This is a genomic window from Hyphomonas polymorpha PS728 (assembly GCF_000685315.1).
GTDB classification, from domain to species: Bacteria; Pseudomonadota; Alphaproteobacteria; order Caulobacterales; family Hyphomonadaceae; genus Hyphomonas; species Hyphomonas polymorpha.
In genome coordinates, this window is sequence record NZ_ARYM01000029.1 from 1 (window position 1) to 25,135 (window position 25,135).

Below are 25,135 nucleotides of genomic sequence, written 5' to 3' on the forward strand. Positions count from 1 at the left end.
ATGAAGGTATTGCCGCAGGCAATCGCCACCGCCGCCATCCAGCAGGGGATCATGGCCGGAAAGTTGAACGGCGTGATGCCGGCGCACACGCCCAGCGGCTGACGCGTGGAATAGACATCGATACCGGGGCCAGCCCCTTCGGTGTATTCGCCCTTCAGAAGGTGGGGAATGCCGCAGGCGAATTCCACCACATCCAGTCCGCGCTGAATGTCGCCTTTGGAATCGGCAATCACCTTGCCATGCTCGGACGAGAGCATATGCGCCAACTCGTCCATATTGGCTTCAACGAGGCGCTTGAACTCGAACATGACCCGCGCCCGGCGCTGCGGATTGGTGCTGGCCCAGGCCGGAAACGCCGCTGTTGCCGCGTCCACCGCTGCGCCCAGTTCCACCTTCGTCGCCAGCGCCACGCGCGCCTGAATCGCGCCCGTATTGGGGTCGTAAATATCGCCAAACCGGCCAGACGTGCCGGCGACAGTCTTGCCATCGATGAAATGATGAACCTCGCGCATGGGCGGTCTCCTCCCCGGATTTATCTCGCTGGAGACTGTTTATGACCTGCATGAGGGATGATACAGGAAGAAGAGTGCAGGTTTTACCTGCGTTTTTGCAGGTAGGAATACATGCATTGGGATGACCTGAGGCTCTTCCTGGCCGTCAGCCGCCAGCCCCGGCTGGAACTGGCCGCAGCGGCGCTGCTGCAGGACGCAACGACGCTCAGCCGGCGCATCCGCCGGCTGGAAACAGAACTCGGCCAGACCCTTTTTGAGCGGACACGGCGCGGCCATGTCCTGACGCGGCAGGGGGAACTCCTGGCGCGTCACGCCGAGGCGATCGAGGCGCTGACGTTCAGGATCCGCAATGACGGCGAAACCGAGCAGGCCGTCTCCGGCAAGATCCGGCTCGGCGTTCCCGAAGGCCTTGGGAGCGCGTTCATTGCTCCGGCGCTGGCAGGTTTTGCCGACACCTGGCCGGGCATCGACCTGGACCTCATTGCGCTGTCAGGCTTTGTCAGCGTCTCGCGCCGGGAGGCGGATATGTCGATCCTGCTGACGCGCCCCAAGGCCGGAAGGCTGAAGGTCCGCAAGCTGACTGACTATACCCTGCGGCTCTATGCCAGCCAGGCCTACCTTGAGCGGCACGGGCCGGTCCGGGCAACCGGGGCCCTCGCCTCCCACAGGCTGATCGGCTATGTGGACGATCTCATCTATTCGCCGCAGCTCCGCTATTTTGATGAGGTGCTGCCGGGGCTCCATCCCGGCCTCTGCAGCCCGAGCATCCTGGCGCAGGCAGAAATGACCCGCGCAGGCGCAGGCCTCTGCATCCTTCCGGTGTTTATTGCCCGCAAGTTCCCGGAACTCCGGGTGGTCCTGCCCGAAACAATCTCCGTCCAGAGATCGTTCTGGCTGTCGATCCATGAAGACGTCGCGCCTTTTGCGCGCATCGGGATACTCTCTGCATTCCTGTCAGAGCTCGTCCGGAAGAACAGCGCAGATTTCCTTGCCTGAGCGTCCTGTCAGTAGTCACGGCGGTGAAGGCAGGGCGCGCGCAGCACAGCCCTCACCAGCGCCGGCTTACTGCACCGCCAGGAGTGGGCCGGTGACCCCGTCGGGAGACGGAACGATGCCGGTGTCACGCTCATAAGCCTCCCAGAACTCCAGCATCTGCGCGCGTTTCTCCGGCAGGGCCCGGCTGAGATCGGCCTGCTCCAGCGGATCAGACGACAGGTCGTACAGGGCCCAGTCGCCGCTGCCGAGGGGTTCAGGCAGGTAGAGCAGCTTGTAATCACCCTGGACGATCGCCCTGGAGGCAAGCATCTCGCCGGCGAAGATGTCGGTTCCCGGATGGACGGACACGCCCGGGTCGGAGAAGAGCGGCGCCAGGGACCTGCCATGGCTGCCCTCAATCCTGGCCGCCTCTCCCCTCGCAAGCTCGGTCAGGGTCGGGAGGATATCCATGACGCTCGCAAATGCCGGGGCTTGGCCGCCGCCTGCGATCGTGCCCTGCCAGTTGATAATGGCCGGTACCCGCGTGCCGCCCTCGGCCATGGTTGCCTTGAAGAGCCGGAGCGGCGCCGCGCTGACCTGCGCCCAGTGCTGCCCGTAGGAAATGTATGACCCCTTCCGGCCCATATTCTCCGGTGAATTGTCGAACTCGCTGGCAATCCACCCGGCCCGGAAAGGCGCCAGTTCGGGCCGCGAAAAATCCGGACCATAGCACATTGGGAACCGATGTTCCGGAGGTCATGACCGCCTGCTTGTTTCTCACATGCAGGCGGGCGGTCATGACCGAGCCTTCAGGTCTCTTACAGTGGTTTTGCCGACCACAACTGAAGAGGAGACCGGCCATGACCAAGACGCATCATAAGACAGGGCAACCCGGCCTTTCAGCTTGCCGCCGGAAGCCAGGACTTCCAGCTCGGCAAAGAACCGGCGGCGCAGCAGCAGGATGCCGCGGTCGCTCTGCCCCAGGTGCTCCTGGGTCCGGTCAGTGATCCGCCCCTGCCCTGCCCAGGCCAGGAAATCCTGGTTCATGACATGGCTGGTGATCCAGTTGCCGGCCTCATCGAAGACCGGGCCCGTCCAGGTGGGTATCTCCTCCTGGACATAGGGCTCCTGCTCTTTCGGGACCCGGGTGAATTTCCAGGTGACGCTCAGCGTATTTTCATCGTCGATCGGGACACGCCACTCAAAGTGCTCGCCAAGGAAAAAGCCGTTGGGCCAAAGGCAGACCCGGCCGATGGTCCAGTTGGGATCATCCTTCGTCGTGTCTTCCTTGACGCGTTTGTAAACAAATCCGTACTCGAACTCTTCGAATTCGAGCTGAAGATGCCTGGGGGCACGCGCTTCGTCGTTCCCGCGCAGGCGCTGCCCCCAATTCTCATGCATCCACTCAAAATGGACCGGGTCTATTGAGTTTTCCTGGCACTGGAACCAGTTGCAGGGCACTTCAGAAATCACGACCTGGACAAATCCGTTCGGCCAGGAAAAAGGCTCCCAGTCCGGAAGCGGTGGCGCCGGGGCCGGCCCCAGGTAAGCCCAGACCATCCCGGCCTTGGCTTGTACCGGATAAGCCTTGATCTCGATCCTGTCCCGCATACCCCGCTCGGGATGGGCAATGTCCTCAAAGGGCTGCTCGAGGCATTTTCCCGAATGGTCGAAAAGCCAACCGTGATAATTGCACCGCAGGCCGCATGCCTCCACCATCCCATATGCCAGGTCGGCCCGCCTGTGCGGACACTGACGATCCACCAGGCCGAAATTACCTGCCTGGTCCTTGTAGAGGACGAGATCCTCCCCCAGCACCCTCACCGGCTTGATGGGGCGGCCCGAAAACTCCGATACGCCTGCCACCGGATGCCAGTACCTGCGCAGGAGCTCGCCCATCGGCGTCCCCTTCCCGACACGGGTCAGCAGGTCGTTCTTTTCAGGGCTCAGCATGAGAGCGTCCGCAGGTAACGGGCGCAAGCCGCTACACCGCCGCACATGACCTTACAGGCCGCCGGGACGCAGGTATGCGTGTGGGTCACTTGCGATCTCCTCCCTTCGCTGCGCCGTTGCGGGCGCGGCACCGATGATCTTATTTTCTCTATCGATGAGAATTGTTTAGACCATTCGTACAATTTTGCAAAACAGAATTTTTCAATATCTTCCGCCCTCCGCTTGAAGGGAGTTTTTTTCTTTATTTTCCGTGCGGTAGATACAACCTCCGACCGTGTTCGCACGTGCAAAATGAACGATTTCAGCGTAGATAGCCTGCAGGAAGCACGCCTCTATTAGAACGACCGTTATACTTTTCGTGAGTCTGGTAAGTCAGGCCGCCTGCGGGCCGGGCCCAGGATGCGGCTATCCCGGCCGCCGGAAAGGCGGGGCCTGACATGGGACCCTGGGTGGCGGCGTCCAGGCGCCTGGGCCCAAACGCTTCGGGCGGGCAGGCGCCGTTTCGCGCAGGCCGCCCCTCAGCCGCGTGGCAACCCTAGTCCGGGTCTCGGAAAAACAGGTTCAGGCAGAGATCGGCATGACGTTTCCGGAAGGCCGGATCGTCGAACGCGGCGGACAGGACTGATTCCACTTCCGCCCGGATCATGAAAATGCGGCTCACCATCCCGATAAAGAGGTACAGGAGATGGCGCGGATCTCCTTTGACAAAATGACCCGACCGCTGCGCTTCGCGCACCATTTCGCTGGTTGTCATAAAAAAGGGCTGCACATATTCGCTGAGCATCCATTCAAGCCGCTCGCCTTCGCGGGAGGCTTCATGGGTCATGATCCAGTGAAACTCGGGATTGTCGAAAGAAAACCGGACGAACTCTTCCAGGATAAACCGCAGCTGCCTGTGCGATTCCATATCGCTTGTCGCTTCAACCCGCGACTGGAACATCTTTCTGAACCGTTCGTTCAGGTTCTGGACAACGATCTTCCAGAGCCCTTCCTTGTTCTCGAAATGGTACGACAGCAATGTGTGCGGCACGCCGGCGCGCTCGGCGATCCCGCGCGTTGACGTCCCCTCAAACCCTTTTTCTGCAAACTCAGCCAGCGCCGCTTCCAGGACATTCGCGCGGGTTTCGATGGCGCGGGCCTGTGTCTTCCGGCTCTGTCCCCTGGGTTTGGGTTTTTTGGTTTTTACAGCCAATCGTCACAACCTGATTTTGCCTGGCAGGTGAGGTTCATCTGACAGAGACTCCTTTTCAACCCAATCATACCGAGCCGCCGGTCAAGTCAAGGCATGGGGCGCAACTAGCCCCCGGCCCGTAAAATCTTTGACGTTCGTTCAATTTTGTGTATGCCATCACCCAGGGCAGGGCCGGGCAAGGCCCACCACCATAAGAACAATGCCCTGGGAGGGATCATGAATTCTCGCAACCTGACTGCTGGCGCCGCATCCGCCGGCTGGATCGCCTGGTGGGGCCTGTTCCTGCTGGCCCTGCTCTACATACTCTCCTTCGTGGACCGGTTTATCCTGGCCCTGCTGGTCCAGCCCATCAAACTGGAATTTGGCGCCAGCGACGCCCAGATGGCCCTGCTCTTTGGCACCACCTTCGCGCTGTTCTATGCCGTCTTCGGCCTGCCCCTTGCGCGCTACGCAGATACCGGCAACCGCGTCCTGCTGATCATGGCGGGCGTGCTCGTCTGGAGCATTGCCACCATTGGATCAGCCTTTGCCGGCTCCTTCGCGATCCTCCTCCTGCTGCGTGTCGGTGTGGCGGTGGGCGAAGCGACGCTGACACCGGCTGCCTATTCCCTGATCGGAGACATGTTCCCGCCAAGGCACCGGGTGCTGGCCGCCAGCATCTATACCGCCGCCGGCATGGCCGGGGCCGGGGGATCCTACATAATCGGAGGGCTGATTATCTCTGCCATCGCCGCCCGCCCGGAACTGACCGCAGCCACCGCGCTCCAGGACTGGCAGATCGTCCTCGTGCTTGTCGGGCTGCCCGGCATTGTCGTCGCGCTCCTGTTCGGCCTGACCGTGGGGCGCCGGAGCCGGCGAACGGCAGGCCGCGCACCGGCCACCAGCCTGAAAGACGTGTGGGCCTATTTCTGGCAGAACCGCCTTCTCATATTCGGCCTGTTTGGGGGCGCCGGGTTTGCACAGGCGATCGGGTATACGGTTTTTGGCTGGATCCCCGAAGTCCTGAGACGGGAGTATAGCTGGCCGATCGAGAATGCAGGTTTCGCGGTCGGTACGATGGGCGTGCTCGCCGGGAGCCTTGGCACAATTCTCGTGCCCCAGGTTTCAAGATTCCTCCAGGTCAAGGGACTGCCGTCTGCCTTTGGCGTCACCTCGCTTGCGTCCGTCATTCTAGGCGGCGCGCTTGCCATGATCGCGCTCCTCCAGCCCGACGGCGCAACACTTGTATGGGTGCTTGGTATCGGCCTCTTCTTCATTACGGGCGCGACAAGCAACATTATCGTCTCGACCCAGGAAATCATTCCGCAGGACCGGCGCGGCCTGGCCGTGGCCGTCTTCCTCCTGAGCATCACAGCCCTTGGCCTGGGGCTGGGCCCATACAGCGCTGCGTTCATTTCAGGCCTGCTGCCGGAAGCGGCTTCCCAGATGCGCCATGCGATGATCCTGACATTCCTCCTCGCCGCCATCCTGAGTTCGGCCTGCTTCATCCTGAGCATGTTTCACCGGGCAGCGCCGGAAGGCGAGGTCCAGGACGCGTGAGGGCACGATCCCGGACCTGGAAGGCCTGACGCAGGCAGCGGACCGGGGGGAACTGAGCGGGCGGATATTCCAGCGACGCTCAGTTCCTCCCGGGTGGCCCGCATGGCGCGACATGACGCCCGGCGCCATCCGCCTGCAGAATAAACCCCCTGCTCCGGGAGGAAAAGGACAGGCCCCCGCCTTGATTACGCAGGGGCCTGCCAGGCGCGCGGGCGGAGCCGCTTATACGGCGTCATCGAAGACACCGGAAAACTGAACCCGGAGGTCGCGTTTCAGGATCTTGCCACTGGCATTCTTGGGCAGCTCCGAAACGATCGCAAAGTGCTTGGGTCTCTTATAGCCCGCCAGCCGGTCCCGGCAGAAGGCATCGAGCTCTTCCTGCGTCAGCGACATTCCCTCCCGGGGCACGATTACGGCCACGACCGCCTCGATCCAGCGAGGATGGGGCAGGCCAAGTACGGCCACTTCCGCGACCTTGGGATGTGTGAAGATCTGCTCTTCGACTTCCCGGCTTGCGACATTCTCCCCGCCGGACTTGATCATGTCCTTCTTGCGGTCGACGACATAGAGGTAGCCCTCTTCGTCCATGTATCCGAGATCCCCGCTATGGAACCAGCCGCCCGCAAACGCGGCCGCGGTCTTCTCCTCGTCGCGGAAGTAGCCATTGGTCACCTGGGCACTGCGGTGAACGATCTCGCCCACCTCTCCTGGCGCGACCTCCTGGTCGCCATCATCCACGATACGGGTCTCGACATTCAGGCCCGGCCTTCCGGCAGAGCCGAGTTTCCGGAGCTGGTCTTCCGGCTTGAGGATCGTTGCGACCGGGGCGAGTTCAGTCTGGCCATAGAAATTATACAGCCTGAGGCCCGGGATCCGGGTGAGCAGCTCCTCGATGATCGGTGTCGGCATCACCGAGGCGCCATAGTAACCTTTTTTCAGGGTGCTGATATCCCGGCGGTCAAAGTCAGGATGGCGCAGCATGGCGATCCAGACCGTCGGTGGGCAGAACAGCTTGGTAACGCCTTCAGCTTCAATGGCTTCCAGCAGGCGGCCGGCATCGGGGGCACGCAGGAGGATACTGGTCGCGCCAAGATAAAGGTCCGGGGTCAGGAAACAGTCCAGCTGGGCGCAGTGGTAAAGCGGCAGGGAATGGAGATCGATGTCGTTTTCTTCCATTCCCCCGTCGATGATGCAGCTCACATACTGGCTGAACAGGGACCGTGTACTGAGCAGGGCGCCCTTCGGCCGGGATTCCGTTCCGCTGGTGAACATCATCTGCGTGGGCAGGTCCTCACTCCGGATGACACGGACAGGCGTGGCATCAGGCCAGGAGAGCCATCCATCAGCGTCCTCCCATCCTTCCGGCGCGGCGACGCCGGCATGGGGGATAAAGCCGCGCACGCGTGCCTGTGTGCCGCTTTCATGTATCGCAGCATCGACCGTCGAACAGAGGGCATCTTCGGCAATCACAAACCGGGCGCCGGACATGGACAGGATGTAGGCGATCTCAGAGGCGTTCAGCATGAAATTAATTGGCGCCAGCACGGCGCCCAAACGGGCGACCGCGAAGCGGATGACAACAAAAGTGCGGTTGTTGTGCGAGACCAGGGCAACCCGGTCCCCCTCGCCCACGCCCTTCGCCCTCAGCGCATTGGCCATCCTGTCGACCAGCGTGTCGAGTTCAGCGAAAGTGTCCCGGTGGCCTTCATAGACAAGCGCCGTCCTGCCGGGCGTGCGGCGGGCCGAAAGGCGCACCGTATCGGAAACATCCCTTGCCCGGGTTGCGTCGATGAGCGTCTGTAGCGGCGCGCTGAAATCCATGATGGCCTCCCCCGGCTGTGTCAGCCCGCCTTTGACGGGGCTGTCTGGAGCTGGTGATATTTGAGCTTCCGCCGGGCCTCGTCGAGGCGGGCGCCGCCGCGCACGGCAGCAATGATCTGATCCTCTACAGCCGTAATTTCTTCTGCGGTCGTCAGGACCTCTTCGAGCCGGGCTCTGGGGATGGCGATGACACCATCAGAATCGCCCACCAGCCAGTCGCCTGGCTCGATCCGGACGCCTGCCAGCTGCACAGTCACATTGTAGGCGTCAGCGGTGACGCGGTCCTTTCCGGTCCGCATCGTATTGGCGCGCGCAAAGATCGGGTACCCGACACCCAGACTCGTACTGATGTCCCGGCAAACACCGTCAATCACGGTCCCGCCGATCCCGCGATGGCTCGCAACCGTTGTCAGGATATCTCCCCAGACCGTCGCGTCGCGGCGGCCATTGTTGTCGATGACCACGACCTGGCCGGGCTCGACATCATCAATGTAGTCCCCCACCACGCCGCCGGACAGGCCCACGGGAACCATCCGTATCGTGAAAGCCGGTCCGGCAATTTTCATGTCAGGGCCGAAGGGCATGATACCGAGGCACTGACCGTCAATGCCGTGCTTGTCCATCGCGTCCGACAAGCCGCAGACACCGACCGCGTGCAGTCTCTTGACCAAACTGTCGTCCATGTTCCGTTACCCCTTCAGCATGTCTTCATAGTCTGCGCCCATGACCTCACTGACCGGGACGCCCCTGTCGATGTCGCGGGCCATCAGCTGTTCCCGCCGGAAGATCTTCTCCGCCAGCGACACCACATCCTCCGCGATCTGGGCGGGTATGAACACCGTGCCCGAGCCGTCGGCCAGGACGAGGTCCCCGGGTGCCACCATCGTGTCGCCGACTGTTATGGGCTGGTCATGCGACAGCTCAGCGACCCTCCCCCGCGCCGTGCGCGGTGTCGCGGCCCGGGCAAAGACCGGCAGGCCGAGCTCCCGGCTTTCATCCACATCGCGGCAGGCGCCGTCGACGATCGTAAACTGACCAATCATTCTCCAGATGGCTGAATGCGCCCGCAGCCAGGATCCAGTTGAGGATTTCGGAAGATCCCGACTTGAGGGCTTCTGGCGGCACAGATCGCAGGTGCTCGCGGTCGCTGGCAATCATCGCCTGCAATACCCCGCGGTCCAGTTCCTCATCGGTCACAAAATGGCTGAGCCCGCCCGATGCGATGACAGCGACCCGCTCCACGCTCCCGGAGGATTTCAACAGGGATTGGAGATGCTGGCCGATATCATAGGCCCGGGCAGACCGGACAACGTTGGGCGGATAGTAGGTGTTCAGCAGCAACGGCACGACCGGATACTTCCGCCCCCGGAACAGTCGGTCGATCACGAACCCGAACGCGTGGCCGAAGCCGAATGCCTGCGGATCTTCCACACGGGCGGATGTCGCGACGTCCACGTCCCGTTCAATCATTCCCGCGATGATCTCCAGGGCGAGATCCTGGTGGCAGGGATGGGTATGGGTATGATCCATCATGTAGCCGCGGGACATCTTACGGATCCAGTCGGGATTTCCCGCCCGGCCATACTTGTCATTCATGACCAGTTCCTCGCCGTGGAAGACGGCAAAGGCGGGCTGGTTGATATCCCCGAAAAGTTCTTCCTGGTCGTCTCCGACAATGATCACCACATCGGGCCGCGCCGCTTCGAGATCATCGGCAAGCCGGTCAAGCGCGGCTTCACATAGCTTGGCCTGTCTTTCCAGGTTGGACTGATCCGCCTGCGCGGCATATTTCGGGCCCCGTTCAGCCAGGAGCTCGGGATAGCTCAGGAGCCGGCCATCGGACAGGTTCAGCCGGGTGTTCTCCAGGTCGCTCTTTGCCCGGTGTATCCAGTCTTCCGGGGCAAGCGTCAGGAGGGGGCTGTGCGAGGTGCCGATACCGAGTACGATGTCCGCCATACGTGCCCCCTAGAGATCCAGCCGGGAGAACAGCTTGCGGGCATTGCCTTCGAACAGGCCGGTTTTCTCGTCCGGCGTCAGGCCGGCGATCCCTTCGATCACGGGTTTGAGGTCGTCATAAGGGCGACCGGTGAGAGGATCGATCCCCCCGCCGCTGCCGGGCCGTTCAGTCCCGAACACGCACCGGTCTGCGCCCACCGTTTTGAAAAGGTGCTCGAGCGCATTTTTGTCATGCAGCACCGTATCAAACCAGAACTGCTTCAGGATGTCATCAAACAGCTCCGGCCCCTGATTATCGTACATGCGCGGCTTTCCGAACATCTGGTAATGGGAACGCCAGCGGCCAATCTGGTAGGGAATGGCGCCGCCGCCATGGCTGATCATGATCTTGAGATCGGGGTAGCGCTTGAAAATAGCCGCCTTGTAGAGGGACGTAATCGCAAGGCTTTCCTCATTGATGAAATGCTCGTCATAGCTCTCCCGGCCATTGCAGCAATTGCAGCTATGGACGTGGATCGGGCAGTCCAGCTCGATCATCTTTTCATACAGCGGATACCAGTAGGGATCCCCCATCGGGGGAGATTCATTGGTTCCTTCGCTCGGATCGGGGTTGAGGAGGATGCCGACGAACCCCAGCTCATTGATGCACCGATCAATCTCATCGAAAGAGTCGGTAACGGGCGCGCCGACTTTCTGCGGGATGGCTGCAACGCCGCGGAAACGCGTCGGATGCATCTTGATCGTCCGGGCAATGAGGTCATTGTTGTCCATCGTCCAGGCGACGATATCCTGCCAGTTGGCCTTGCCGTGCAGCAGCGTGAATGGACGCGGCGACAGGAGCTGCACGTCCGTCCCGACATTGTCCATGATGTCGACATTGTTCTGCGCCGCCGCGGCGAGCTGGGCATCGGAAACCTCTGCGCGGTAAGGGTATCCATACTGCCCCTGCGCGACGATCAGGTTGGTGCGGTGCGCGTTCAGCTGGGGCGGCGCCACGAGATGGGCGTGAGCATCAATAATCATCTGGTTTCATCCCTCACAGGTTATAGACGTCCAATGTCGACTCTCCGGCCCGGATGCGCCGCAGTATTTCAGTTTCCTTCTGGTCGCGCTCAATCGCGCGGGGGATGGCAAGGGCGGCCGCATCCGGCGGCAGGACGATGACACCGTCCGCGTCGCCCATCACGAAATCACCCTGCCGGACAGTCACCTCTCCCAGGCGGACCGGCTCGCGGATGGCGCCGTCACCATCTGCCTGCTTGATCGTACCACGCATCGTCACCGCAGCAGAAAAAGTGGGGAGGCCCATTTCGATCAGCTGGACCGCGTCGCGGACGCCACCCGAAATAACCAGCCCCGAAAGTTTTGCAGTCACGGCGGCCGTCGCCATGATCTCACCCCAGTAGCCGAAATCTGCGCCGGAGGGTCCGGCATCCACCACCAGGACGTCCCCGGCAGACGCCGCCGCAAGGGCATGGTGGATCCAGAGATTATCCCCGGACGGGCACCTCACCGTGAAGGCGCGGCCACACATCTGCATGGACAGGTCCAGCGGTCTCAGGAAGTGAGGCAGGGCCCCTTTCCGCGCCGCCGCTTCGTGAACCGAAGACACGGACGTCTTGCGCGCCTCGCTCACGAGGACATCATCGACAATCATGAATTTCCGTCCCTCGAACATCCGCTTCGTGACAGAAGCTGTTATTTATTTTTCCATTTGTTCGATATTATACGCTTCTGGAGAGTTCAACCAGTTTTTTGTGATTTCTCATGATCAGGGCCTAATTCGCCTATCCTACGAGACTTCAGGCCAAATGTGCTCACCATGGGACATATACGTACTTGACGATTAAACGGACCACTCGGTAAGTTTATTTGCTGCTGACCCGGCTTCCGGGAATGCGGGCGGCATCCACAACTACCTCCGGCGCCAAACGCATCAGGAATCCGCCCTTCCTCCAGCTTACAGGCCTGCATCCCCCATGAACCCGATTGAGCCTATTGCGCATCCCAGAGACCAGGTTGTCCTCGATGATGCCTTCTTTGATGATCCGTACCCCACCTATCGCCGGAAGCGAGAGTCTGGCCCGGTTTTTTACGATCCCGATCAAGGTCTCTGGATGGCCTTTTCCTACGCAGCCGTCCGGCAGGCGCTTTTTGACTATGAGGTATTCTCCTCTGCACGCGGGAACACGATCAGGGATTCCCCGCAGCGTGTCGGCAAGACGCTCGGAAGCATGGACCCGCCCCAGCACGACGCCCTGCGGCCAATCATCATGCGCGGCTTCACAGCCAGCAGGATCGCTGTGGCTGTGGAAGACCTCCTGGCAGATGCGGCGCAAAGACTTGGCGAACTGCCACGGACCGGCCCGTTTGATTTTGTCGGTGACTTCAGCAGGCCGCTTCTTTATTCCTGTCTCGGCCGGATGCTGGGGCTGGAAGGAACGCAGGCAGGCCTTGCGGCCGCCATCTTGGGGAACCTGTTCAAGGGCGCTGACGGCCCCTACGGCCTTCCCCTGCCCGAAGAGGACATGCGCACTCTGTTTGGCCTGCTGCAGGACCAGCTCGCCTATCGCCGGAACCATCCTTCCGATGACCTGTTTTCAGTTCTCCTGGAAGCACAGTCCACTGATGACCGGCTGACAGATGACATCATTCTCGGGAATCTCAGCACGGTCCTGCTCGCCGGCAACGCCTCTATCGGTCACTTCTTTCCCAATATTTTCCTTGCGCTGCACCAACATCCCGACCAGGCCCGCCGGGTGCTGGAGGATATGAGCCTCGTCCCAGCGCTGATCGAGGAGTCCGTGCGCTGGGATACATCGACCCAGTGTTTTGCCCGGCAGGTTACCAGGGATGTCATTCTTGACGGAGTAAAAGTTCCGGCCAGTTCGCGGATCGTCCTGTTTTATGGATCTGCATCCCGGGACGAGCGGTCAATTCCAGAGGCGGAGCGATTTGATATCGACCGGGGGAAAGTCCAGCATTTCGGTTTTGGGGCTGGCACGCACCATTGCCTCGGCGCGCTGGCGGCAAAACGCATGCTGGCTCCCTTGCTGCAACAGATCCTCCCTGAACTGGGGATGTTCGATCTTGATCTTGGGACGGCAGACCGTGTGAAACACATCATGGTCCGGGGCTTCAAGCATCTTCCTATGACCGTGGGAACTTGAGTGGCCGCACATCCGGCCCGGCGACCGGCTAAATACTCCAGGCGCAAGGGAAGGTCTTCGGTGACCCTCACTGAACCCGAAATTGGCAGAGTCTAAAATACCAAACTTAGACTTACAGCCCGACATGAGCCGATTACCCTGATTATTCGGCTCATAATTAACGTGATTTTGAGCCGAATACGTGTTTTATTTGGCTCATGGCTTATAACTGGCAAAACCCTGACTGGCCCCGCTTCCGCTTCGACATCACCGATGTTCTCGATGAGCTGACGGTTTTCGAGCGGCATGTCGGCCGGGTCAGCGGTGTCCTGGACGCCCTTCCGGAAGGCACGCAGGCGGAAATCTTGGTTGACCTCATGGTGTCCGAAGCCATCAAGACGTCCGAGATTGAAGGAGAATATCTCAGCAGGGCCGACGTGAAATCGTCCATCCGGCGCAATCTCGGCCTTACAGAGGAAGCCGTCGCCAAGGACGCCCGCGCCATCGGGATTGCCGAGCTGATGGTCGCCGTCAGGCGGGACTTTGCCGCGCCCATGACTGCCACGATGCTGTTTGACTGGCACCGCATGCTGATGCGCGGCAATGCGCGCATCACGGCAGGTGCATGGCGCGCTCACGCAGAGCCGATGCAGGTTGTCTCCGGCCCCATAGGCCGGGAGACCGTGCACTACGAGGCGCCACCTTCGGCTGCCGTCCCGGCAATGATGGACGCGTTCATCGACTGGTTTAACGCGACCGGGCCGCAGGGCGAGCGCCCCATCAGGCAGGCGCCTGTCCGCTCCGCGCTGGCGCACCTCTATTTCGAGACCGTCCACCCTTTCGAAGATGGGAATGGCAGGATCGGCCGCGCCATTTCAGAAAAGGCCCTTTCCCAGGGGCTCGGCAGGCCCGTCCTGCTCAGCCTTTCCAAAGCGATCGAGGCAGACCGGGACGCTTATTATGACGCCCTGAACTTTGCTCAGAGGACGAATGAAGTCAGCGGCTGGCTGAAATACTTCCTGCCTGTGTGCATCACGGCGCAGAAGGATGCCGAAGCCGAGGTCACGTTCACGCTCCAGAAGGTGAAGTATTTTGACGCTTTCAGGGACAGCTTCAACGACCGCCAGCTCCGGGTCATCCGGCGGATGCTGGAGGAGGGGCCGAAAGGCTTTGAGGGCGGCATGAGCGCAGGAAAGTACGGCTCAATCGCCAAGACCTCCAAACCGACGGCAACCCGAGACCTTCAGTCCCTTGTCGATCTAGGCGCAATGGTCGTCACGGGAGGTGGCCGCAGCACGCGTTACTGGCTGCCCTTCAGTGTCGGCGCAGATATTCCCTGAACCGCGAATATTGCATTTGCGTCGAATATGGAAGCTGAGGCGTCTCACGGACCCGGCAGGTCATTCAGCCCTTTCCAAGACGGGGCGGCGTCCATTCCGGATTGGACGGGACGACATTCCGGATCAGACGCCCCCCGTGCTCCGGCCCCACGAGCACTGCCAGAGCACATCATGGAGTTTGAATATGGCGGATGAGGCTCACCGGGGGTGAGCAATTATCCCCTTTCCTGAACCGGCTTTCGGTTTGCCCGGCAGCCCTCGCGCAAAAATTCTTGAAACTTTCATTTTTTGCAAGTATCTGGAATTTATGAGCACTCTGGCAGACCAGATTTCAAAGACAGAACTGGCCGGGCGTATCTTCAGCGAAGGCCAGCTCCATGACCGCCTTGGCGGCAGCCAGGCGCGCCGTTACGGGCTCGTAAACCGGGCCCTGAAGGACGGCTCGCTCCTGCGGATCAAACGCGGCCTCTACATGCTGGGCAATGTGTATCGCAGGGACCCGGTCCACCCCTTCGCGGTCGCCCAGGCCCTGATGCCGGGCAGTTATATCTCCTTCGAAACCGCCCTTTCCTATCATGGCTGGATTCCCGAAGCAGTGTTTGCCACCGCCAGCGTCAGCCCGGGGCGCAAGACGCTGGAATACGCCGTGCCGGGATATGGGACTTTCAGCTTCCATCCGCTTGCCCTGAACGACTACCAGTTCCTGTCGAGCGTGCGTTATTCAAAGGCTGGCACGCGCCCCGCCCTCATCGCCTCTCCGCTCAGGGCCCTGATGGACCTGGTCGCCTTGCGCAAGGTGATATGGTCAGGACCCGGATGGGTTACAGACGGCCTGCGAATCGAGGCAAGCCATCTGCTTGATCTGCACTGTGAGGATTTCGACCGCTTGAGGCTGGTCTACAAGCACAAGGCGGCCGCTGAGTTCCTCCTTGAACTGGAGCACGCCGTGATGGCCATGAAGCAGGCCCCAGATAAAGTGACAACGACATGATCGACATCATCCGGGAAAAGCTGGCGACCTATCCGGCCGCTGAGCAGGAAAACGCCCTGAAGGAAATCCTCCAGGAGATCGCGCTGTTCGCCCTCTGGCGCGCGGACTTCTTCGACGTCGCCCTCTTCCAGGGCGGCACGAGCCTTCGCATCCTGCACGGCCTGCCACGCTTTTCCGAAGACCTCGACTTCCTCCTCCGGCAGCCAGGCCCTGACTTCAACTGGACGCCCTACCTTGACCAGATGACAGGCGTCTTCAAGGCGTTCGGCCTGAAGCTTGAGACTCAATCCAGGGAGCAAATGGAACGGGCCATCCGCCAGGCCGTGCTGAAAGACGATTCGATTGCCCGGCAGCTCGACCTGCAATTTGGGGCGACAGGCTCAAACCGGACCATCCGGATCAAGCTGGAGATCGACACGAACCCACCGGCACTGTCAGGTGAAGCGACCACCTTCCTCGATTTTCCCGCCGACTTTGAAGTGCGCCACCAGGACCTGCCTTCGAATTTCGCGCTCAAGATCCATGCCCTGCTCTGCCGGGGCTATCTCAAGGGGCGCGACTGGTTTGATTTCTCCTGGTACGTCGCGCGGGGCATTTCCCCGAACCTGCCCCATCTCCGCGCAGCACTTCTCCAGTCAGGCCCATGGAAAGACACAGAAAACCTGACCGTCGATAATGCCTGGCTGCGGGAGGCCCTCGCCACGACAATTGACAGGATCGACTGGCCGGCCGCCGCAGAGGATGTCCGGAGATTCCTTCGGCCCGCGGAGGAAAGCAGCCTCAGACTGTGGAGCGCGCCCTTTTTCAGGTCAAAGCTCGACAAACTGCTGCCGCCGGCGCCGCAGCGAAACGAAGGCTGATCTCAGCGCGCCTGCGCCATCGCCAGCACTTCGTCCGCCCACCAGTCGGCCATTCTCACCCGCTCCTCCCAGTAAAGGGCGCGGTGGTAGATCCGCCGGACTTGGTTACTGTCGGCGTGCGCGAGCTCTGCTTCAATCGCGTCCGGGTTCCAGAGCCCGCTTTCGTTAAGCAGGCTCGACGCGCTCGACCGGAACCCGTGCGGCGTCATCTCTTCCTTGGTGAAACTCATCCGGCGCAAAGCCTGGTTCATCGTGTTCTCGCTGATCGACCGGTCATTCCCGGTAAGCGACGGAAACACCCGGACGCGGTTGCCCGTCTGCTCCTGCAGCTTACGGAGGATCTCGATAACCGGCTCGGCGAGCGGCTTATGATGCGGCCGGCGCATCTTCATCCGCTCTTCCGGGAGCGTCCAGACCCGCTTTTCGAAGTCAAACTCATTCCAGTGCGCCAGCCGTAGCTCACCTGGCCGGGTGTAGAGCATCGCCATCAGCTTCAGCGCCGAGCGCGTGATTTCCGATCCTGCCTCATAGGTCCAGATCACCTGCAGGAGCCGGGCGAAATCCTCCCGCTTTGTCAGCGCCGCCATGTGCTGGACCTTTGGCGTGATCAGGGCATCCCTGAGCGCGAAAGTGGGATCATGGTCAGCGCGCGCGGTGGCGACGGCATAGCGGAACACCTGTCCTATGGACGAGCGCATGCGGCGGGCGGTTTCATAGTTCCCGCGCGCTTCCTGCCTGCGGAGCGGCACGAGAATATCCACCGGCTTGATCTCGGTGATCGGCATGTCGCCCAAATCCTTGTTTATGAGCCGGATGAACCAGTCCCGCTTCTGCAGGGTGGTCTTCGAAATCCCTTCCTTCTTGCGCTTCTCCTGCAGCTCCGCCGCGATCTTCGCGAATGTGTGCTCTGTCCTCGCCACCTTCACGGCGGCTTCCGCCTTCTCCTTTTCGCGGGGATCAAGGCCGTCATAGAGCTGGGCCTTTGCCTCGGCGCATTTTTCGCGCGCCCGCAGCAGGGAGACGAAGGGATACTTCCCGAACGACAGCGTCTTCTGCTTGCCGTCAAACCGGTAGGCCATTTTCCAGAGCTTCGAGCCCTGCGGCGTGATTTCCAGGAAAAGACCATGCCCGTCGCTGTATCGCGCGGTTCTCGGTCCCGGCTTCAGCTTCCGGATGTGAAGGTCGGTCAGTTTCATTGTTGGCATTTCCCTCTCAGGTTACCCCTTCGATCCGTAGAGAATGCCAACAATTTCGAAAAAATCGACCAAAATTTGGAAAAATGCCAACGGACGGCCATGGACAAATCAATCGCCAAAATCGCGATAAGTATTTGTTTTTTGTGGATCTTTCTGGACGTGAGCGGACGCTCACGGAGTTTGGAATGGTGCCCCTGGCCGGACTTGAACCAGCACTCCTTTCGGAAGCGGATTTTGAATCCGCCGCGTCTACCATTTCACCACAGGGGCTTCCCATGAGAACGGCCAAACTCCTGCCGCAGAGGGAAGTGATATGTCAATCTCTCTGCTATAGTGAATTCCAACCATGACATCTCCCATGACCGCCAATCCCGACCGCACCCTGCTGCAGACCATCGAAGTGCTGGCCGAGGCCGCACCGGAAGAAGGCTTTTCCCTGCGCGAAATCTTTGACCGGCTGGACGAAAGCGCCTTTGGCGCGGGCCTGTTCCTGCTGGCCCTGCCCTGCTGCATTCCGTTCCTCTACGGCGTGCCGCAGGTGGTGGCGCTGCCGATGCTGGCGCTGGCCTTCCAGATGGTGATCGGCCGGGAGGAGCCCTGGCTGCCGGCTGCCCTTGGCAAGCGCAAGATCGACCGCAAGGGCCTGACGCAGATGGCCACGGGCGGTCGCAAATGGTTCGGCTGGATCGAGGCGATCATCCGCCCGCGCTTCAGCGTGATCACCGGGCGGCGCTCCGAACGGGTGATCGGCTTTTTCCTCTTCCTGTTTTCCGCCTCGATCCTGACGCCGCTGCCCATGACCAATACCGTGCCTGGCATGGCGGTGGCGGTGACCGCCTTTGGCCTGATGCAGAAGGACGGGCTGGCGGTGATCGCCGGGGTCATTCTGGGCACGCTCTGGGTCGGCGCGCTGATCACCGGCGCCTTCCTGGGTCTCAATGTGATCACACATATTTCATCGGCCATTCTGGGCTCGTGACACGCCGCCGCATTGCGCCGGGCGGGGTTTGCCGCCGAAGGTCGCGTCATGCAGCTGATTACCACTGCCCTGACAGGCTGGCGCTGGCCCGCCCTCGCCCTTGCCGCCTCAGCCCTGATGCTGGCGGCCGCCCACGCTTTCGAGACATTTGGCGGCCTGCCCCCCTGCCCGCTCTGCCTGCGGCAGCGAGAAGTCTACTGGGCGCTGATCGCCATGACGCTGACCGGGCTGACCTGGTGGCGGTTCATGCCGAAGCGGCGCTTCCTGGTGGCGCTGAACGTGCTGATCGGGCTGGTGTTCGTCGTGGGCGTGATTGTTGCGGCCTATCATGCCGGGGTCGAGTGGGAGATATTCCCGCCGCCTGCAGGCTGCTCGGCCGGCCCGGCAGTTGATCCCTTTGCCATGGGCGACCTGGATCAGGTGTTTGAACTGCCCGCCTGTAATGACGCGCCGTTTTACATCCTCGGCCTGTCCATGGCGGGCTGGAACGGCATGATCTCTGCGCTTCTGGCGGGCATCAGCTTTGCCGCCGCCGCGATCACTTTCCGCAACTATCGCGCACCCTGAAGGCGTTTGGCCTCAGGTTCAGAGCCCCAGCACCTTGCGGGCGATGATGGTCTTCTGGATTTCGTTGGTGCCACCATAGATCGACTGGGCGCGGCCTGCGAAATACGTTGCCACATCCCGCGGGGTGGTGCCGGAAGACGGGCCGCGATGGCCGACATGCGGCCCCGCCGCGTCCAGGAAAAGCTCCGTGATCTGCTGATGGGTTTCGGTGGCGAGAATCTTGACGGTGGAGGCGGCGTCTCCGGGCGAGCCGCCAGCAGCCACCGCAGACAGAATGCGGAACACTGTCATTTCCAGCCCATCCACGGCCAGCTCCGCCTGTGCCAGACGCATGGCAAAGCCCGGATCGTCGATCAGCCGCTCATTGCTGCCTGCAGAGCCAATTGTGGCGAGCGCACGGACATGGCGCAGCATCGCCCGCTTGCCACCGATACGGGCATAAGAAGTGCGCTCGAAGCCGAGGAGGTATTGGGAATAGGTCCAGCCCTTCCCTTCCTCGCCAATGCGGTTTTCTTCCGGCACCTGAACATTGTCGAACAGCACCTCGTTGAGCGCATGGGCCCCGTCGATGCTGATGATCGGTTTGACCGTTACCCCCGGCGCATCCATGGGGCAGCAGATGAAGGAGATGCCCTCCTGCTTCTTCTCGCGCTGGCTGGTGCGCGCCAGCAGGAAGATCCAGTCGGCATGCTGGGCCGCTGAGGTCCAGATCTTGTGGCCATTGAGTGTGTAGACGCCGTCTTTCAGCTCGGCGGAAAACTGCAGGCTGGCAAGGTCGGAGCCCGCGCCCGGCTCAGAATAGCCCTGCGCCCACCCGGTCGAGCCGTCGCGGATGCCGGGCAGCCAGCGGTCTTTCTGGGCCGGTGAGCCGAAGGTGTAGATAACCGGGCCGACATAGACGACGCCCATCGGCGTCACGGTGGGGACGCCGGCGCGCTCCAGCTCCTCATCGAAGACATACTGCTCCTCGATACTCCAGCCGGGGCCGCCATATTCTTTGGGCCACGCCGAGGCGAGCCAGCCCTTGGCACCGAGCGCCATCTCGGAGCGGCGCACTTCGGCCGTCGTCAGCGGCAGACCGGCCTTGTACTTCTCGATGATATCCTTCGGAAACTGCGTTTCGAACCAGGTGCGGACCTCGCGGCGGAAACCCTCGACATGATCGCTGAATTTCAGATCCAAGGCATTTCTCCCCGAGGCATGTCTGCTTTTTATCTCTCGAAAAAGAATGAGGGCAGGGCGCCGTCTGGCAAGCCCTGCCCTCGCGTTCAGTCAGCGATTTGACAGACTGTCAGATCAGCCGGCGGCTTTGACTTCCTCGATCCAGCGATCAACCTTCTTCTCCAGCATGGCCAGCGGAAGCGCGCCGCCGCCCAGCACCGTGTCATGGAAGGCGCGGATGTCGAACTTGTCGCCAAGTTCAGCTTCCGCCTTGGCCCGCATTTGCTGGATTTCGATCATGCCGATCTTGTAGGCGGTCGCCTGTCCGGGGATCACAATATAGCGCTGCACTTCGGAGCGTGCCTGCGCCTCGGTGATGGCGGAATTGTCGAGAAAGTATTGGACGGCCTGATCCTCGGTCCAGCCTTTGGAATGCAGGCCGGTGTCGACCACGAGACGGATCGCGCGCCAGATTTCAGAGCCGAGACGGCCGAAGTCCGAATACGGATCGGTATAGGTGCCCGGCATTTCCTTGGCCAGCTTCTCCGAATAGAGCCCCCAGCCTTCCGAATAGGCGGTGAAGCCCGCCTGGGTGCGGAACATCGGCACGCCGGTCAGCTCCTGGGCGATGGAAATCTGCATATGGTGGCCCGGAAGGCCCTCATGATAGGCGATCACTTCCAGCTCGCCCTTGGGCATCGCGGTCATGTCGAGAAGGTGGGCATAATAGACGCCGGGGCGCGAGCCATCGGGCGTGCCCGGATAGTAATGCTGGGCGGCGCCGGCCTGTTCGCGGAACGGCTCCACGCGCCGCACGACGAGGTCAGCCTTCGGCAAGATGCCGAAATAATCAGGCAGGACAGCCTTGATCTTTTCGATGGCAGCGGTTGCATCATCGATGTAGGCCTGACGGCCTTCATCCGTGTCCGGATAGTAATGGCGCGGATCGTCGGTTGCATCGCGGATGCTGGCAAAGAATTCGTTCAGCGTGCCTTCAAAACCAACCTGTGCCTTGATGGCTTCCATCTCGCCATGAATACGGTCCACTTCCGACAGGCCGAGATTGTGGATCTCGTCGGCTGTCATGCTGGTCGTGGTCATCTGCGACAGCATGAAATCATAGTAGGGCCCGCCATTGGGCTGGGTGCTGATGCCCTGGGGACCGGCCGGGTCGGGCGAGTTGGCAAGGTCTTCCTGGGCAAAGGCGATGATTTCATTATAGGTGGCCAGGAAGTCGCCCTTCAGGGCAGCTTCTGCTTCCGCGATCAGCGTTGCGGCCGTTTCCGGCGTGGTCTTGCCCGCGTCCACAAGCTTCTGAACCTCCGCCTTGAAGTCAGCCAGAAGCGCGCTGTCGGGCCCTTCCGTGAACGGCGCGCCGGTGATGATCTTGCGCGACTGGTCGATGACCGCCTCATAGGCAAATTTCGGCGCGTGAACACCCTTGCCGGCCTTGTCCTTCGCCTGCACCAGAAGCTCGCGCAGACCGCGCGCCGCTTCATTGATCCGGCTCACATAGGCGCGGGCATCCGCCTCTTCATCGACCGAATGGAACTGCATGAGGAAGGTGGGGATAAAGGCGTGAACCCCGGTCATCTGATCGAAGATGAGCCCGTTATTGCGGAACTGCACGGCCTTGGCGGCCTGTTCATACTGGAAGACCCACAGATCATAGGAATCCTTGTCGGCGGGTGAAAGCTGATTGTAGTCGAAGGTCGCTTTCAGCTCATCGACGGCGGCTTTCGCCTTGGCCAGCTGCTCGTCCTGGCAGGCGATGGTCATACAGTCGATCTGGTCATTCTTGTCCTTGCGGCCAAGGAAGGTCAGCTGCACCGGGCTCTCCTGCAGCTGTTCTTCGTATTTGGCATCAAACCAGGCATTCAGCCTTTCGCTGAGCGCGGCCTGTTCTTCGGCGGAAAGCTCCACCGGGGCGGCAGGTTTGGGCGTCTCCGGCGCGCAGGCGCCGAGTACGAAAGCGAGGGCTATGGCAGAGACAGCGCTGCGCAACATGGGGGATTCCTCCAGGCATTTGCCGTTAAACGATAAGAGGGCGTACCCCCCTGCGGTCCCGGCGTCAATTGGCAAGTACGATTTCCCCGGCTAGGGAGGGCCATGACCAATACAGACCCGACAAAAGGCGCCCGGCGCCTCAGGCTTGGCACGCGCGGCTCTCCGCTGGCGCTGGCCCAGGCCAATCAGATCGCAGACGGCATCCGCGCAGCCTCCGCCGGCGCATACGAGTGCGAAATCGTGGCGTTCACCACCACCGGCGACAAGCTGACCACAGAACGGCTGATCAATTCCGGCGGCAAGGGCCTGTTCACCCGCGAACTGGATGACGCCCTCTCGCGCGGGGAACTTGATCTTGCCGTTCACAGCCTGAAAGACGTGCCCTCCGTGCTGCCGGCCGGGCAGGTGTTTGCTGCCTTCCCCGCGCGGGAAGACCCGCGCGACGGCTTCCTCTCCCACAAAGCAAAATCCATCCGCGAACTGCCCGAAGGGGCAAAGCTCGGCACGGCTTCGCTGCGCCGGGAAGCGCAGGCCCTCGCCCTGCGGCCCGATCTTGAAGTCGTGACCTTCCGGGGCAATGTGGCGACCCGTATGCGCAAGCTGGAAGAAGGCCAGGCCGACGCCACCTTCCTGGCCATGGCCGGACTTACCCGGCTGGGCATGGCAGACGTTGCCACCCCCATTCCGCTGGAGGACATGCTGCCGGCCGCCGCACAAGGCATCATCGGCGTCGTGGCGCGCGATGATGCGGATACGGAGCTTCTTGAGATTCTGGGTACGCTCACCCATGGCCCCAGTCGGGCCGCCGCGATTGCCGAACGCGCCTTCCTCGAAAAGCTTGATGGCAGCTGCCGTACGCCCATCGCAGCCCATCTGTTCGACCGGGGCGATGAGTGGGAGCTGATCGGCGAAGTACTGAGCCCCGGCGGCACGGCCCGCTGGCGCGGGGATGGCGTCTGCCGCAAGGATGCCACCGACGCGCAGCTCGTGCTGCTCGGCCGGGCGGTTGCGCAGGAGATCATCTTCGCGGCCAAGGAGGCCCTGCCCGTCTTCGGAGACGAGCGGTGACAGAGGCGCCGGGCCTGGCGGTGATCGTTACGCGCACCCAGCCCGGCGCGGACGACACCGCCAACGCCCTCACCCAGCGCGGATACCGCGCCCTCCTCTCCCCGATGCTGCAGATCGTTCCCTCCGGCCTTGATCCGGTTGCGCTCGCCGGTGTGCGCGATCTCATCTTTACCAGCGCCAATGGCGTCCACGCCTTTGCCGCTTCGGGCACGCCCGCAGAGGGCCTGACGGCCTGGTGCGTGGGCCCGTCAACCGCCGCCGCCGCCCGCGAGACCGGGTTCTCAAAGGTTGTGGAAGGCGATGGAGACGCGGGGGATCTTGCCCGGCTGATCCTCACCGCGCGCGGGGAGATTTCCGGCCCTCTCCTGCACATCGCCAATGATGCTGCCGCCGGCAATCTGGTTGCCACGCTGAAAGATGCAGGCCTCCCGGCCCGCTTTGCCGCCGCCTACCGCACCGAGCCTGCCCCTGCCCTCTCCGCCCCCGCGCTGGCGGCGCTGAGGGAAGGCCCGGTCCTCCTGCTGGTGCATTCGGCAAAAGGCGCGGCGGCGATTGCGCAGAGCGGCGCGAAGCTTGATCAGGCGATCATCGTCGCCATCTCCGCAGCAGCGGCGGCCCCGCTGCAAGGGATACCCCTGGCGGGCCTGCATATTGCCGGGCGGCCGAATGAAGACGCGCTGATGGCCGCCCTTGGCGAAGCGGCAAACCGTCTCGCGTCCTGACCGGCTCGCTTTGCCGCAGAGGCGCGTTGTGCCACACTCCTGCCCAGGAATTAGACCACCGACGGATTCATGACAGATACCAGCACCCCAGGCCAAGAACCGCACGCAGAACCGATCGACGCGCATTTTGAACCCGCGCCCGATCCGCTGCCGGCAAAGGCGAAGGCCGCTGGCCCCGGCTGGGGCGGCGTGGCTGTGGCGGCGATTGCTGCGGCGCTGCTGGGCGCAGCGGGCGGCATCTTCGGCCGCGATCTGATCGTGCCGCAGACATCGGCCGCGCTGGACCAGCAGCTGGCCGATCTGACAGCCCAGCAGGCCGAATTCGAACGCCGTCTCACTGAAATGCCCGAGGCCTCCGATGAGCTCTCCAGCCTGATTGGTGAGGTCAGCAACAATTCCAGGAAACTGAACGAACTGCTGGCCAGCGGCGCCGGCATACCCGCTGTGGAAAGCCTCACGGCGCGGATCGACGCACTCGAGCGGATTGAACCCGGCGAAGGCGCCACCCCGGCCGAAGCGCTGCGCACGATCACCGCCCTTGAGGCCCGGCTCTCCGCCATGGAACAGGCCGCCGCCACAGCCGCCGCTGCGCCGGTTGCCGCGCCCGAGCCACAGGCGGAGCCCGAGAAGGACCGTCAAGCCGAAGCGGCCCTTGCGCTGTCGGCCATCGAAAGCGCCGCCCGCCGGGGCACCGGCTTTGAAGCCGACTATCGCGCCCTGCGCGCCGCCGCGCCAGGTAACCAGACCGTCCGCCGGCTGGCCCCCTATGTCAGCGGCGTGCCCACCACCTCCAGGCTGCAGGCGGATTTCACCACCATGCGCGCCGCCGTAACCGCAGCCGGCAAGACAGATGCGGCGGCCGAACAACCCCAGAGCCAGCTTTCCTGGCTCAACCGCGTTTTCGGGGACGCCGTCACCGTGCGCCCCGCCAACAAGCGGGAGAACCCCGTTGTCGCAACCCTCGACACAGCGTCCAAAGCGCTGGCCGCCGGAGATCTTTCCGCAAGCGTCAAGGCCCTCGCCACGCTGGAAGGCAATGCCGCCCGCGCGGCGCAGGACTGGACCCGCGAAGCAAACCGCCGCATCACGCTGGAGGCGGTGCTCGAAGATGTCAGGCTGAGCCTGATCGAGCCGGAGAATTAGATCG

The 25,135-nt window shown here is 62.1% G+C and carries 24 protein-coding genes and 1 tRNA gene; 11 read left to right on the top strand and 14 right to left on the bottom strand.

The window, feature by feature from the left end; translation table 11 throughout:
- Positions 1-512 (bottom strand): aldehyde dehydrogenase family protein (locus HPO_RS17300; RefSeq protein WP_035601670.1); only part of this gene is annotated, 512 nt, incomplete at its 3' end.
- Between the two features lie 111 nt (positions 513-623).
- Here HPO_RS17300 and HPO_RS17305 point away from each other — a divergent pair.
- Complete coding sequence (locus HPO_RS17305) at positions 624-1,508, top strand: LysR family transcriptional regulator (protein WP_035601673.1); 885 nt, start codon at positions 624-626, stop codon at positions 1,506-1,508.
- A 66-nt stretch (positions 1,509-1,574) separates the two neighbouring features.
- On the opposite strand, the gene HPO_RS17310 is transcribed toward HPO_RS17305, so the two are convergent.
- The 3 genes from HPO_RS17310 to HPO_RS19995 form a co-directional block, all read right to left on the bottom strand.
- Complete coding sequence (locus HPO_RS17310) at positions 1,575-2,222, bottom strand: alkaline phosphatase family protein (protein WP_051612770.1); 648 nt, start codon at positions 2,220-2,222, stop codon at positions 1,575-1,577.
- 60 nt (positions 2,223-2,282) lie between these two features.
- Positions 2,283-3,440: an aromatic ring-hydroxylating oxygenase subunit alpha gene (locus HPO_RS17315; protein ID WP_084324419.1), complete on the bottom strand. Its 1,158-nt coding sequence runs from the start codon at positions 3,438-3,440 to the stop codon at positions 2,283-2,285.
- A 535-nt stretch (positions 3,441-3,975) separates the two neighbouring features.
- Entirely contained in the window at positions 3,976-4,632 is a 657-nt protein-coding gene (locus tag HPO_RS19995) for a TetR/AcrR family transcriptional regulator (RefSeq protein ID WP_051612771.1), read from the bottom strand.
- A 216-nt stretch (positions 4,633-4,848) separates the two neighbouring features.
- On the opposite strand from HPO_RS19995, the gene HPO_RS20000 reads away from it, so the two are divergent.
- Positions 4,849-6,171, top strand: coding sequence for an MFS transporter (locus HPO_RS20000; protein WP_051612772.1), 1,323 nt, complete (start codon positions 4,849-4,851; stop codon positions 6,169-6,171).
- Between the two features lie 222 nt (positions 6,172-6,393).
- Here HPO_RS20000 and HPO_RS17330 read toward each other — a convergent pair whose 3' ends face one another.
- From HPO_RS17330 to HPO_RS17355, 6 genes are read right to left on the bottom strand one after another with little or no spacing between them, the layout of a single operon-like run.
- A complete protein-coding gene (locus HPO_RS17330; protein ID WP_035601675.1) occupies positions 6,394-7,992 on the bottom strand; it encodes a fatty acyl-CoA synthetase in 1,599 nt (532 codons plus the stop codon).
- 20 nt (positions 7,993-8,012) lie between these two features.
- Complete coding sequence (locus HPO_RS17335) at positions 8,013-8,675, bottom strand: RraA family protein (protein ID WP_035601677.1); 663 nt, start codon at positions 8,673-8,675, stop codon at positions 8,013-8,015.
- A gap of 6 nt (positions 8,676-8,681) precedes the next feature.
- A complete protein-coding gene (locus tag HPO_RS17340) occupies positions 8,682-9,035 on the bottom strand; it encodes an RraA family protein (protein ID WP_051612773.1) in 354 nt (117 codons plus the stop codon).
- Positions 8,986-9,948, bottom strand: a complete 963-nt coding sequence (locus HPO_RS17345; RefSeq protein ID WP_051612774.1) for a DODA-type extradiol aromatic ring-opening family dioxygenase — start codon at positions 9,946-9,948, stop codon at positions 8,986-8,988. Before HPO_RS17345 ends, HPO_RS17340 begins: the two co-directional genes overlap by 50 nt.
- A 9-nt stretch (positions 9,949-9,957) precedes the next feature.
- Positions 9,958-10,971 (bottom strand): amidohydrolase family protein, encoded by a 1,014-nt coding sequence (locus HPO_RS17350; RefSeq protein ID WP_035601679.1) that lies wholly within the window; start codon positions 10,969-10,971, stop codon positions 9,958-9,960.
- Positions 10,972-10,984: 13 nt separating this feature from the next.
- On the bottom strand, positions 10,985-11,605 hold the full coding sequence (locus tag HPO_RS17355) for an RraA family protein (protein ID WP_035601781.1): 621 nt from the start codon (positions 11,603-11,605) through the stop codon (positions 10,985-10,987).
- A gap of 322 nt (positions 11,606-11,927) precedes the next feature.
- Between HPO_RS17355 and HPO_RS17360 the strand changes: the two genes are divergently transcribed.
- The 4 genes from HPO_RS17360 to HPO_RS17375 all read left to right on the top strand — a co-directional run bounded on the left by HPO_RS17360 (position 11,928) and on the right by HPO_RS17375 (position 16,288).
- Positions 11,928-13,118: a cytochrome P450 gene (locus HPO_RS17360; RefSeq protein WP_035601680.1), complete on the top strand. Its 1,191-nt coding sequence runs from the start codon at positions 11,928-11,930 to the stop codon at positions 13,116-13,118.
- 197 nt (positions 13,119-13,315) lie between these two features.
- Positions 13,316-14,437 carry a Fic family protein gene (locus HPO_RS17365; protein WP_035601683.1) on the top strand — a complete coding sequence of 374 codons (1,122 nt, stop codon included), beginning with the start codon at positions 13,316-13,318 and terminating at the stop codon, positions 14,435-14,437.
- A gap of 307 nt (positions 14,438-14,744) precedes the next feature.
- On the top strand, positions 14,745-15,428 hold the full coding sequence (locus tag HPO_RS17370; protein WP_035601686.1) for a type IV toxin-antitoxin system AbiEi family antitoxin domain-containing protein: 684 nt from the start codon (positions 14,745-14,747) through the stop codon (positions 15,426-15,428).
- The gene (locus tag HPO_RS17375) at positions 15,425-16,288 is read left to right on the top strand and encodes a nucleotidyl transferase AbiEii/AbiGii toxin family protein (RefSeq protein WP_035601688.1); all 864 of its coding nucleotides are present in this window, start codon (positions 15,425-15,427) and stop codon (positions 16,286-16,288) included. Before HPO_RS17370 ends, HPO_RS17375 begins: the two co-directional genes overlap by 4 nt.
- A gap of 2 nt (positions 16,289-16,290) precedes the next feature.
- Here the strand turns inward: HPO_RS17375 and HPO_RS17380 are convergent, their stop codons facing one another.
- Positions 16,291-17,484, bottom strand: coding sequence for a tyrosine-type recombinase/integrase (locus tag HPO_RS17380; protein ID WP_035601691.1), 1,194 nt, complete (start codon positions 17,482-17,484; stop codon positions 16,291-16,293).
- 186 nt (positions 17,485-17,670) lie between these two features.
- Positions 17,671-17,754: transfer RNA gene (locus HPO_RS17385), tRNA-Leu, on the bottom strand.
- Positions 17,755-17,830: 76 nt separating this feature from the next.
- Between HPO_RS17385 and HPO_RS17390 the strand changes: the two genes are divergently transcribed.
- Both HPO_RS17390 and HPO_RS17395 read left to right on the top strand, forming a co-directional pair.
- The gene (locus tag HPO_RS17390) at positions 17,831-18,463 is read left to right on the top strand and encodes an exopolysaccharide biosynthesis protein (protein ID WP_051612775.1); all 633 of its coding nucleotides are present in this window, start codon (positions 17,831-17,833) and stop codon (positions 18,461-18,463) included.
- A gap of 48 nt (positions 18,464-18,511) precedes the next feature.
- Complete coding sequence (locus HPO_RS17395) at positions 18,512-19,030, top strand: disulfide bond formation protein B (RefSeq protein ID WP_035601697.1); 519 nt, start codon at positions 18,512-18,514, stop codon at positions 19,028-19,030.
- 18 nt (positions 19,031-19,048) lie between these two features.
- On the opposite strand, the gene HPO_RS17400 is transcribed toward HPO_RS17395, so the two are convergent.
- Entirely contained in the window at positions 19,049-20,212 is a 1,164-nt protein-coding gene (locus tag HPO_RS17400; protein ID WP_035601700.1) for an acyl-CoA dehydrogenase family protein, read from the bottom strand.
- 114 nt (positions 20,213-20,326) lie between these two features.
- Positions 20,327-22,198: a DUF885 domain-containing protein gene (locus tag HPO_RS17405; protein WP_035601703.1), complete on the bottom strand. Its 1,872-nt coding sequence runs from the start codon at positions 22,196-22,198 to the stop codon at positions 20,327-20,329.
- Between the two features lie 102 nt (positions 22,199-22,300).
- On the opposite strand from HPO_RS17405, the gene hemC reads away from it, so the two are divergent.
- The 3 genes from hemC (at position 22,301) to HPO_RS17420 (ending at position 25,131) form a co-directional block, all read left to right on the top strand.
- On the top strand, positions 22,301-23,266 hold the full coding sequence (hemC, locus tag HPO_RS17410) for a hydroxymethylbilane synthase (RefSeq protein ID WP_035601705.1): 966 nt from the start codon (positions 22,301-22,303) through the stop codon (positions 23,264-23,266).
- Positions 23,263-23,988: a uroporphyrinogen-III synthase gene (locus HPO_RS20005; RefSeq protein WP_051612776.1), complete on the top strand. Its 726-nt coding sequence runs from the start codon at positions 23,263-23,265 to the stop codon at positions 23,986-23,988. The genes hemC and HPO_RS20005 overlap by 4 nt, the downstream gene beginning before the upstream one ends.
- 69 nt (positions 23,989-24,057) lie before the next feature.
- Positions 24,058-25,131, top strand: coding sequence for a COG4223 family protein (locus tag HPO_RS17420; RefSeq protein WP_035601708.1), 1,074 nt, complete (start codon positions 24,058-24,060; stop codon positions 25,129-25,131).
- Positions 25,132-25,135 lie beyond the last annotated feature (4 nt).

Excerpts from the sequence above, each read along its gene's own strand:
- HPO_RS17305 (WP_035601673.1), top strand. The coding sequence starts at position 624 with ATGCATTGGGATGACCTGAGGCTCTTCCTGGCCGTCAGCCGCCAGCCC.
- HPO_RS17310 (WP_051612770.1), bottom strand. The coding sequence starts at position 2,222 with ATGTGCTATGGTCCGGATTTTTCGCGGCCCGAACTGGCGCCTTTCCGG.
- HPO_RS17315 (WP_084324419.1), bottom strand. The coding sequence starts at position 3,440 with ATGCTGAGCCCTGAAAAGAACGACCTGCTGACCCGTGTCGGGAAGGGG.
- HPO_RS20000 (WP_051612772.1), top strand. The coding sequence starts at position 4,849 with ATGAATTCTCGCAACCTGACTGCTGGCGCCGCATCCGCCGGCTGGATC.
- HPO_RS17330 (WP_035601675.1), bottom strand. The coding sequence starts at position 7,992 with ATGGATTTCAGCGCGCCGCTACAGACGCTCATCGACGCAACCCGGGCA.
- HPO_RS17335 (WP_035601677.1), bottom strand. The coding sequence starts at position 8,675 with ATGGACGACAGTTTGGTCAAGAGACTGCACGCGGTCGGTGTCTGCGGC.
- HPO_RS17340 (WP_051612773.1), bottom strand. The coding sequence starts at position 9,035 with ATGATTGGTCAGTTTACGATCGTCGACGGCGCCTGCCGCGATGTGGAT.
- HPO_RS17345 (WP_051612774.1), bottom strand. The coding sequence starts at position 9,948 with ATGGCGGACATCGTACTCGGTATCGGCACCTCGCACAGCCCCCTCCTG.
- HPO_RS17350 (WP_035601679.1), bottom strand. The coding sequence starts at position 10,971 with ATGATTATTGATGCTCACGCCCATCTCGTGGCGCCGCCCCAGCTGAAC.
- HPO_RS17355 (WP_035601781.1), bottom strand. The coding sequence starts at position 11,605 with ATGATTGTCGATGATGTCCTCGTGAGCGAGGCGCGCAAGACGTCCGTG.
- HPO_RS17360 (WP_035601680.1), top strand. The coding sequence starts at position 11,928 with ATGAACCCGATTGAGCCTATTGCGCATCCCAGAGACCAGGTTGTCCTC.
- HPO_RS17365 (WP_035601683.1), top strand. The coding sequence starts at position 13,316 with ATGGCTTATAACTGGCAAAACCCTGACTGGCCCCGCTTCCGCTTCGAC.
- HPO_RS17370 (WP_035601686.1), top strand. The coding sequence starts at position 14,745 with ATGAGCACTCTGGCAGACCAGATTTCAAAGACAGAACTGGCCGGGCGT.
- HPO_RS17375 (WP_035601688.1), top strand. The coding sequence starts at position 15,425 with ATGATCGACATCATCCGGGAAAAGCTGGCGACCTATCCGGCCGCTGAG.
- HPO_RS17380 (WP_035601691.1), bottom strand. The coding sequence starts at position 17,484 with ATGAAACTGACCGACCTTCACATCCGGAAGCTGAAGCCGGGACCGAGA.
- HPO_RS17390 (WP_051612775.1), top strand. The coding sequence starts at position 17,831 with ATGACATCTCCCATGACCGCCAATCCCGACCGCACCCTGCTGCAGACC.
- HPO_RS17395 (WP_035601697.1), top strand. The coding sequence starts at position 18,512 with ATGCAGCTGATTACCACTGCCCTGACAGGCTGGCGCTGGCCCGCCCTC.
- HPO_RS17405 (WP_035601703.1), bottom strand. The coding sequence starts at position 22,198 with ATGTTGCGCAGCGCTGTCTCTGCCATAGCCCTCGCTTTCGTACTCGGC.
- hemC (WP_035601705.1), top strand. The coding sequence starts at position 22,301 with ATGACCAATACAGACCCGACAAAAGGCGCCCGGCGCCTCAGGCTTGGC.
- HPO_RS17420 (WP_035601708.1), top strand. The coding sequence starts at position 24,058 with ATGACAGATACCAGCACCCCAGGCCAAGAACCGCACGCAGAACCGATC.